Here is an 8,755-nt window from a genome sequence, read left to right as displayed (position 1 = left end):
ATATCCTATTGATAATAGAGGGTTATTTGTTATTTTTGTGTCAATTTACGGGGTAGTATGAATTAATAAAGGGTAGTAAAAAATCGGGGTAGTAATTCTTCTCCGCTATTCTCGGACAGCCTCCTAGTTGCTTCTGTTTCATCTTCGCTTCTCCTTTTGTGCGCTTAACACGTCGGATCAACGGCGGAGCAATAACGCCGTCCGCTGCAACCGATTGTTAGCTATGTTGCTATGTTTATGTAGCCCGGCAAGTTCGCGAAGCATCGGGATATCGTGCAGCGCCTCTTCCATAGCCGGATCGGAATAACCAAACCATTGCTGCATCAGGTGTATCAGCAGCATCGTTTCCAGCGCAAACGGACGCCGTCCTCTGCCAGTCGTCTGTTAATGCGGCTTGTCCGCTTTGTGCACAGAGCCCAAGGCACCACCCCCCCAGACCCATCTCCTATAAAAACCGCTGTCGACGAGTCAGCTTCGGTTTCTTGACAAAAACAGGGTCAAAGAGTAGTCCGGATTGTGCCATGGAGTTTCCTTTGGGACGGTTGAATTCAGCTCCTATTTTGCTGGAAATAGGGGGCCTTATTTAGAGCCCCCCCTTAAGAAAATACACTCGTGTGACCGAGCGAGAAAAAACACGCTGCCGAAGCAACGTGGTACAGAAAAAACAGTTAATGACATGAAGATCCGAATTCACTTGAATACGGTTTTGTTCCATAAAAGGAATGGACTTCTTTCGACCAGGTTTCATCCGCCATGTCGGGCCAATGACCCGAGTCAAACCCTGGCGCAATTTTCAGGCGCTCCTTATCAACATCTAACGTGAATCGTTTATTCTTCTTATCCAGCTTTAACGCATCCCACGGTACTGCAAACAGTTTTTCGCCAAGAGTCAGGATTCCTCCGAAAGACAGTACAGCGTAAGCCACTCTGCCTGAGGCCATGTCCAGCATAATTTCCTTGATATCACCCAAATCTTCATCTTTAGTATTGTAGACATCGTTGCCCAGCAGTGTGTCTGCACCCATTAGTTGCGGGCCAGGGCCGTCTTTATTAAGTCTGCCCTTGTAGATGCCGTAAGTATCGCGATCTTCATAGCTCATAATTGGCGGAGTTGTCGACCACTCTTTCATCGCCTGGTCTCCTGGACGATCTACTTTAACCTTGCCGCCCTCGGTTGAGGTTACCCAGCTTACCGGAATGTAATGGTGCTGACCGGTCTTATCTTTCTTCAGCTTGATGGTATTCGTCCCCTCCATATGATCGACAGTGGCGAACTGGCCATCTTGAGAGCAGACAACGGGCATATCAGGCTTAATTTGGTCGGTATTAATCATAGCTTTTCTCCGGTTGACTCAGTCTGAAAGTCTGAGCGAATTTAATTGATAATTCTTAGTCGGTAACTCAGGCAAGGTTTGAGGGCATTAGCTATTTTTCGGACTTTAACTGGATGACTCGATTTATTGTTAATAACGAGTGAGTCAACGGCATACCCCATTAAATCTCTTGCCTGTGTTTTAAATATACACACCTGACTGAAATCGGTCTGTGCGACTGCGCACATAGCCAATAGCCAATAGCTCACAAATTGTTAGTCATTAATAATTTACATGGCATGAAGTTACCATAGATTGCAGAAACTGGTGGATGACCGATGCCTATTTTCAGCGGGGTGGTTAGGAAGTTGATTCCCCCCCAAAAGCGTCGATTCAACAGATAGGAAAATTTATCCCTATATTCCTGAGCATAGCGGCATGATGCCTCATGATAGGTGGCCGCCGTAGCTTTAAAATTACTGGCGATCACATGGACCCTATGGCAACCCTTCATCAGCGAATTTAAGAGGAGTGACTTTCAAGCCAGTAGTTAAAATAACTAACATACGGCCTGTCAGAACTAGCCCGCAGGGTTATCAGTGTCAATTATGCTTTAAGAGAGTTTTTAGGTTTTTATAAGCGGCTGAGTGGTTATGAATAATTAGCCTCAGCAAAATCCCAGTTCACTAAAGCCCAAAACGCTTCCAGATAGGATGGACGTGCATTACGGTAATCAATGTAGTACGCATGTTCCCAAACATCACGGGGTCCTGTGGAAGAACCCCCAAAAGTGTTCGTTCTAAGCTATGTTGTTTAAATGTCTATAAGCACTGTTTCATGAAGCCATTACCTCTATATGTTTAGGCATTACTCCTATATCAACGTTTCGATACCGAAGGTACAAATACAACGTGGTTTTCGAGATTCCTAATTGTTCAGCAATTTTTTCACAGGAATGCTCCCATTTTTGTAAAGGGCTTCAGCAATGGTTGCCTTTTCTATTGCCGCTTGAGTCATCCCTTTAGGCCGTCCGCCTTTTCGACCGCGGACCCGGGCCGACTTCAACCCGGCCTGTGTTCGTTCACGAATTAATTCTCGCTCAAACTCAGCAAGAGAAGCAAAAATACCAAACACCATTCGCCCTTGTGCAGTCGATGTATCAATCGGATCGTTTAAACTGATTAACCCAACTTTTTTTCAATTAATTTTGTTGTCAGGTGGATTAAATGAGCCAGGTTTCTGCCCAGCCTATCTAATTTGGCTATTTTTGCCCAACTCCTCGAATATGCTGTGCACAGCATATTCGAGGAGTTGGGCAAAAATAGCCTACAGTGGGCACAATGAAGTTTGAGGCTATGGTCAATAGCAAAAGCTATCGCAAAGCTCTGGCGTCGATTGATGAATATGCCATGGATGGTTGTCACGCGATCCTGCAAGCGACAATGATAGCGTTTGGAAAACTGGAAAGTGAAGCAACACTTCAACGGCTGCTTTCTTTACCTTTTCAATTTCTTGCTGGTCGATAGTTTGCATGATTGATAATTTATTTAATTCCCAATCTTTCATTCATAATCTGAACAAAACGCTTCGCGACAATACGGTAGTCAAAATTTTCCACTACCCTTTCTCTGCCAGCTTTACCCATTTCAATTTGCAGAGAAGGATTGGTCATTAGTTGAAGTAAATAGTCAGCAATATCCTGGACATTTGCACGATAATCCACGGTCCGGGGTTCTTTAAAGACCACCTTATGTTGGTCTTCAAAACCGGATTCACTTCCCACAGTCACTTCGTTAACTACTATTTTCCGGGCTATGTCTGCCAGAAAAGCAGTTTTGCCATGTATAAGTGTATCAAGCATTCCCATTGCATTGATACCAATTACAGGTTTCCCACATGCACCGGCTTCAACTTGTGGCATTCCGAACCCTTCTAGCCTTGATGGAGCTGCATAGATATCACATGCACCAATTAGATATGGCATAAAAGATCGGGAAATAATGTTTGTGGCATAGGTGACATTTTTTTCAATTCCAAGCTGAGAAGCCATTTCAAGATCGGACAGGTTTTGAAGCTTGGTTCTTAATTGAGGCCAGACTTTGCAGACATATTTCCAATCAGGGGCTTTGGTATCAATAATGGCAAGCGCCTGCATTACTTCCTGCGCTCCTTTTGAAGCGGCATCACCACCCACTGTAAGAATCATTATCTGATCCGGAGAAATTCCCAGGGATTCTCGAACAGCCAATATTTTAGGGTCATTTTTATCAAAAGGGATAAATGAATCTGTATTACAGCCAACCGGCAACACTTCAATAATATCCCCATTTATACCATCACGAACATACATCTCTTTTACCCAATTAGAGGTAACAAGGATTAACGGGAGAGCATTCAATATTTCCTGATAGTTGGCAATAAAACCATCTGCAACCAGCCAGGGTACAGGCTGAATACCATATCGAAGCGGATGAAGGATGAGATCAGGTGTATGTCCCCAATAACCGACCCCTACAACAACATCAGGTTCAAACCAGCGATAATACCATTCCTTTTCCTGTGCCGATTCAAAATGCACTGCATGCGCATCCACACCCATTTCAAGCAATCCCCTGTAAAGGAGATCCCCCTGAGTAGCAAGCCCTCCGGGAGATGGCGGATAATCGTATAATACCAAAACTTTCATCGGAATTCCCTTTTAGTAAGCCAATACATTGCATCGGATGGAGTTTTAAATTGCCGGAATGATTCAACTTTGGGAGTTGTCTTTGCTTCCCAACTATTCTCTTCAAAACCGTATTCATTTGTAATAAGGTTGTATTTCAGTTCCCAGATTTTTTCGGGTAACAGATTGTAAAGCGTGGCTGCTTTTATAGGTTGTGGAAAGTATTGTTTATTCCCATCTTCATAGGCAAAAGTCCAAAGCTCGCCGGCCGATATCTTCCCTTGATTCCAAAGTGTTATTGTTGCCCTGCCTATCTCTTCGTGTCTGAGATGCTTAGTATATTCCCCGGCCGGATCATGTGAAATAATCAAATCGAAATGTGCTGCAGGCATGAGTTGTAATATCGCCTGCTCAACCGCTTCTTCAGTCAGGGGAATTTGTTCAGGACCGTCATCCAAATCACCGATAACGCCCTCAGCCCCCAATACTTTTAATGCCCTGTAAAACCTTGGAACACGATCGGCATCACTTCCCCTGCAAAGACAAACGACACACCATTTCCATCCGGTGTGATTCAGTATGGTTCCGCCGCTCCATAATGTTTCATCATCGGGGTGAGCTACGATGACGGCTACATTTTTTGATTTTTCATTATCCATTGAACCATTTAATTATCGTTGATTAGTTGTTGCCTGAACGTTCCATCCCTTTTACTTCTTTTTCTATTATGAGCTGACAACTTATCTGTGTTTCTTCAGGGTTTAAATACTTTTCAACAGTCAATCTTGCCATCAGGTAACTAACTGCAGATTCAGCACCCTGATTGAGATTTACATTATTTTCTTCCATCCCGTCATAACATCCGCCGGTATAGGGGTTGTAAACGATTTGATGTAACCTGTTATTTCCTAAAAACCAATCAAATGCTATTTTCATTTTTTGAAAATAGGTGTCCTTCTTGAATGCATCGTAAAAATTGCTCAATGCAAGAATAGTATAAGCAACATCGATTGGCTGTTCCCCAAAAGGGCATTTTTCTGCTCCTTTTTGTAACCAGTTTTTATTAGAAATTACTTCAATCCCGTTTTCATTGAATGTTTTGGATAGTAGGAAATCAAAAGATGACATTGCAATCTTTTTATAAATTGGTTCTCCTATTAACATCCATGCATCTAATACTGCTTCAGGCAAAACACTATTGGCATAAGTCAAAGAATCTTCAAACCAATTCCACTCAGCATCAGATTCATGTTTATACATATCAACCAAACGATTTGCCAGCGTTTTAATAATGCTTAAATTTTCGGATGAGTTAGTTGTACTGTTTAAATAATACAAACCCTTTATTGCAAAGGCCATAGCCCGTGTTGAATGTATTGTTTCCAGGTTAGGCAGAATTTTATGAATAACTGCTTCGGCATCCGATATAATTTCATCCGGCAATGATTTTTTTAAAGAGACTAAATATCCAAGAGCCCAAACAGCCCTTCCATTGGCATCATCAAGGTTGACACTATAGTTTTGTTCAGTAAACGTTTTGTCCTTATCTGCATAATTTAGAAAATTTCCGGAAGGTTGTTGACAATATTTAATAAAATTGAAATATTTTTTGATGTAAATCAAATCCTTTTTAATTCCGGACATTTCATAATGCATACACAACGCAATCAAGGCCCTTGCATTATCATCAAGCGTGTAACCTGAATCAATATCCGGTTGATTGATTTTCGAAAACTGAATAATCCCGATATTGGTTGTCATCCGTTTTATGTGATTAATGTTAATTTCAGGGAGGCTAAAGCGTAAAGGAATCTTTGACACAGATATTTTATTCAACAGCATAGCATGTGCTACAGCAGAATTCTCCCAGGCAGAAGATACTATATTCTGCAAAGTGTTAATGCTTAAAGCATTTCTTAATGGCTCATTGTTTAATAAAAGGATAATGTTTTCGGCTAATTGCCGCAAATCTTTAAAATCAACGATTATGCCCGTATCTTTTGTTAAGACTTCCTTTGCATGTGGAATGGGTGTTGAAATAATTGGACAGGCGCAACTCATGGCATATGAAAAAGTTCCGCTTACTGCCTGGTTGGGGTCAATTGATGTAAACAGATAAATATCGGTAAGTTGTAAATATTCAAGTAATACAGGTGTTGTCAAATAGCTGTTGATGAAAACAACATGATTCTCCAGTTCGTAAAGCTTAACAATCGACTCAAGATATTCACGGTATTTTTCACCTTCGATCTTTACTACCTCTGGATGGGTTTTCCCTATTACCAGAAAAACAATTTCGGGATTTTCCTTAATAATGGCCGGCAAGGCTTCCAAAGTGGTTTCAATACTTTTTCCAGAACTTATCAATCCAAAAGTTGACAAAACTTTTCGACCTTTAAGACCATACTTTTCTTTAAGCAGTTCTTTATTTTCATGAAGAACCAAGTGCGTTCCGTGTGGAATTACAGTTATTTTTGCCGGTAATATGTCATAATCTTCGACTAAAATTTTGGCAGAATTATTGGTCATAACAATAATGGCCTCGCATGCATTCGCGATTCTGTTTACCTTTTCTTTCAATATTACATCTACCTTTGGTAAGACAGTATGAAAAACCATGACTACAGGTTTAATCAGTAAGTATAAAAATTGAAGGAATGCTTCTTCCTGTTTTTGAAAGAAACCATATTCATGCTGGATTAAGACAATTTTAACCGTTTTGTCATTATTGATGGTTTGGGCTAATTGATGATATGCTTCGGAAAGAGAAGTTTTGAGGGTATATTTCACCTCAGCCGGGTAATGAAAAGTAGCTTCACCAGATTCCAATGCACAAACTTTTATGGAGAATGAGCCGCTGAATTTATTATTCAATGCTTTAATCAAATCCTGTGAGTAGGTTGCTATACCGCATTGTCTTGGAGGATATGATGTTAAAAATAAAATTTCGGGGGTGTATTCAATATTTGTTTTCATTTAATTTGTTGGCTCATGAGGCGAAATGTGTGATTGGGTAGCGGACTTGGTAAATATAGTTGATAGTAATCGCACCCCGAAAATATTTTAACGTTGCCAAAAATGATTATCTTTTCATTAATCGAATTAATGGACGTGCAGAAATGCTACGATTTTTTATGCACAATACTGCATCCCCAAGGTTTCAATTGTCCAAAATGTCAATGTACTGTGCAAGACTCGAAGATTCACAGAAGTGACCGTGCACCAATTCTCATCTATGAATGTCCAAATGGGCATTTTTATAACCTCTTTACAAAAACGGTTTGGCAGGGTGCGTATTCTGATTAATTTGAACACTGATTCTGGCCGAACTTGAACACCTAAAACCTAACGCATCGGTGGAAGTGAATTTTTACTCTAAGTGTTCAACTTGGGTCAAGGAATTCATTTTTTTTCGCATAGATTCTCCTTGTAAATTCATCCGGTGGGCGTTGTGCATCAGCCGATCTAAAATGGCATCGGCTAAAGTATTATCACCAATAGATTCATACCATTGTTCTATCGGTAACTGACTGATAATGATGGTTGCCGACTGCTCATAACGATCATCCATTATTTCCATCAAGTCATTTCGGGTGGCGGCATTCAACGGTTCCAAACCCCAATCATCGATGATCAGCACATCCAGACTGGCGATGGCTTTTAACAATTTACTGTAGCTGCCGTCCGCCTTGGCTTGTGTTAAGGCGAGTATCAGGCGTGGTAGCCGGTAATAGCGAACGCTGTAGCCTTTCAGGCAAGCTTGATGACCGAGTGCGCAAGCGATATAAGTTTTGCCGGTACCGCAAGGGCCAGTCAGCAACAGGTTCTGGGCTTTCTTTAACCAGTCACACATCAGCAGCGACGCCATTTGTGACTGCTGCAAGCCCCTGGCAGGTAGATAGTCAATGTCTTTGGCATGAGCCTTAAGTTTGAATTGCGCAGCGCGTGTCAAGCGATCCTGTTTACGCTGATTACGCTCCTGGTCTTCGTGATCGACTAATAATTGCAGGCGTTCCGCAAAGGATAAACCTTCATACGTGCCAGGTTGATCCCGTTGGGTTTGCAGCGCTGAGGCCATGCCGTTTAGTTTCAGTTGGCGTAGCTGGCTAAGGGTAGTTTCAATCATGTTAATGTCCTGTGGTAAGAAAATGTGAGCATTCAGTGCCTTCAAAATCAAGATGATGCAGGCCGTGTTTGCTCAACTCTTTACGGGTTAATGGTTAGTGGAAACTCTTGGCACCACGAATGTTTTCATGGTCTTGAGGCAATAACGAAAGCTGCACCGGCGATATGTCAGGCAGCTTATCCCTGTTGCTTTGCAAAATGGCTTTGACGTTTTTCAATTTGAACAGGGATTCTTTGTTGGCGATTGCGCAGGCTTTATTTAAACGCTCGGAGGCATAAGTTCGGTTGAGGCTCAATAAACCCAGGCAGACACGGTAAGCTTGTTCTGGATGATCCCTACGCTGTAACTGGCCCTTCACCCACACCAGCACCTCAGGTCCTATCGATTGCGCCCAGTTCATTAACCGTCCTGGCGTCCATTGCTGATGCTGAGCATGCTGCTCGGGCATGTGCCCTGGTTCTGTGGTCATGCCTGGATAGAACTTTCGGACATGGGTGGCGATGCGTTTGTTAAGAAAGTAGACCTCAATCAGTTTGTCACCGGCATGCAGCTCCACCTGTTCGCCCACACAGTGATGCGGCACCGAGTACAGATGCTGGTCGTAGATCAGGTGATAATCGATATTGACGCGGGCATTTTTGATGTCGGTGT

Annotated in this window: 7 protein-coding genes and 3 pseudogenes; all 10 read right to left on the bottom strand. The window is 42.2% G+C overall.

Features of this window, described 5'->3' with window-relative positions; all coding sequences use genetic code 11:
* Positions 1–240: 240 nt before the first annotated feature.
* Positions 241–375: pseudogene (locus RW114_RS18890) on the bottom strand (transposase); the annotation flags it as partial.
* A 293-nt stretch (positions 376–668) separates the two neighbouring features.
* Positions 669–1,334 carry a DUF2171 domain-containing protein gene (locus tag RW114_RS18885; protein WP_340124299.1) on the bottom strand — a complete coding sequence of 222 codons (666 nt, stop codon included), beginning with the start codon at positions 1,332–1,334 and terminating at the stop codon, positions 669–671.
* 630 nt (positions 1,335–1,964) lie between these two features.
* Positions 1,965–2,075 (bottom strand): annotated as a pseudogene (locus RW114_RS18880) (Fe-Mn family superoxide dismutase); the annotation flags it as partial.
* 165 nt (positions 2,076–2,240) lie between these two features.
* Positions 2,241–2,498, bottom strand: a pseudogene (locus RW114_RS21090) (recombinase family protein); the annotation flags it as partial.
* A 174-nt stretch (positions 2,499–2,672) separates the two neighbouring features.
* Entirely contained in the window at positions 2,673–2,879 is a 207-nt protein-coding gene (locus tag RW114_RS18870; protein WP_340124298.1) for a hypothetical protein, read from the bottom strand.
* Positions 2,857–3,999 carry a glycosyltransferase family 4 protein gene (locus RW114_RS18865; protein WP_340124297.1) on the bottom strand — a complete coding sequence of 381 codons (1,143 nt, stop codon included), beginning with the start codon at positions 3,997–3,999 and terminating at the stop codon, positions 2,857–2,859. Before RW114_RS18865 ends, RW114_RS18870 begins: the two co-directional genes overlap by 23 nt.
* Positions 3,996–4,637 carry a PIG-L family deacetylase gene (locus RW114_RS18860; RefSeq protein WP_340124296.1) on the bottom strand — a complete coding sequence of 214 codons (642 nt, stop codon included), beginning with the start codon at positions 4,635–4,637 and terminating at the stop codon, positions 3,996–3,998. The genes RW114_RS18865 and RW114_RS18860 overlap by 4 nt, the downstream gene beginning before the upstream one ends.
* 22 nt (positions 4,638–4,659) lie before the next feature.
* Complete coding sequence (locus RW114_RS18855) at positions 4,660–6,954, bottom strand: glycosyltransferase (RefSeq protein ID WP_340124295.1); 2,295 nt, start codon at positions 6,952–6,954, stop codon at positions 4,660–4,662.
* Between the two features lie 394 nt (positions 6,955–7,348).
* Positions 7,349–8,104 carry an IS21-like element helper ATPase IstB gene (gene istB / locus RW114_RS18850; protein ID WP_340124294.1) on the bottom strand — a complete coding sequence of 252 codons (756 nt, stop codon included), beginning with the start codon at positions 8,102–8,104 and terminating at the stop codon, positions 7,349–7,351.
* A 94-nt stretch (positions 8,105–8,198) separates the two neighbouring features.
* Positions 8,199–8,755 (bottom strand): Mu transposase domain-containing protein (locus RW114_RS18845; protein ID WP_422614846.1); only part of this gene is annotated, 557 nt, incomplete at its 5' end.

Origin of the sequence: Methylobacter svalbardensis (assembly GCF_037671525.1) — a bacterium.
Taxonomy (GTDB): Bacteria; Pseudomonadota; Gammaproteobacteria; order Methylococcales; family Methylomonadaceae; genus Methylobacter_A; species Methylobacter_A svalbardensis.
This window is presented reverse-complemented; position numbering and strand designations above follow the sequence as displayed.

Excerpts from the sequence above, each read along its gene's own strand:
- RW114_RS18885 (WP_340124299.1), bottom strand. The coding sequence starts at position 1,334 with ATGATTAATACCGACCAAATTAAGCCTGATATGCCCGTTGTCTGCTCT.
- RW114_RS18855 (WP_340124295.1), bottom strand. The coding sequence starts at position 6,954 with ATGAAAACAAATATTGAATACACCCCCGAAATTTTATTTTTAACATCA.
- RW114_RS18860 (WP_340124296.1), bottom strand. The coding sequence starts at position 4,637 with ATGGATAATGAAAAATCAAAAAATGTAGCCGTCATCGTAGCTCACCCC.
- RW114_RS18865 (WP_340124297.1), bottom strand. The coding sequence starts at position 3,999 with ATGAAAGTTTTGGTATTATACGATTATCCGCCATCTCCCGGAGGGCTT.
- istB (WP_340124294.1), bottom strand. The coding sequence starts at position 8,104 with ATGATTGAAACTACCCTTAGCCAGCTACGCCAACTGAAACTAAACGGC.
- RW114_RS18870 (WP_340124298.1), bottom strand. The coding sequence starts at position 2,879 with ATGAAAGATTGGGAATTAAATAAATTATCAATCATGCAAACTATCGAC.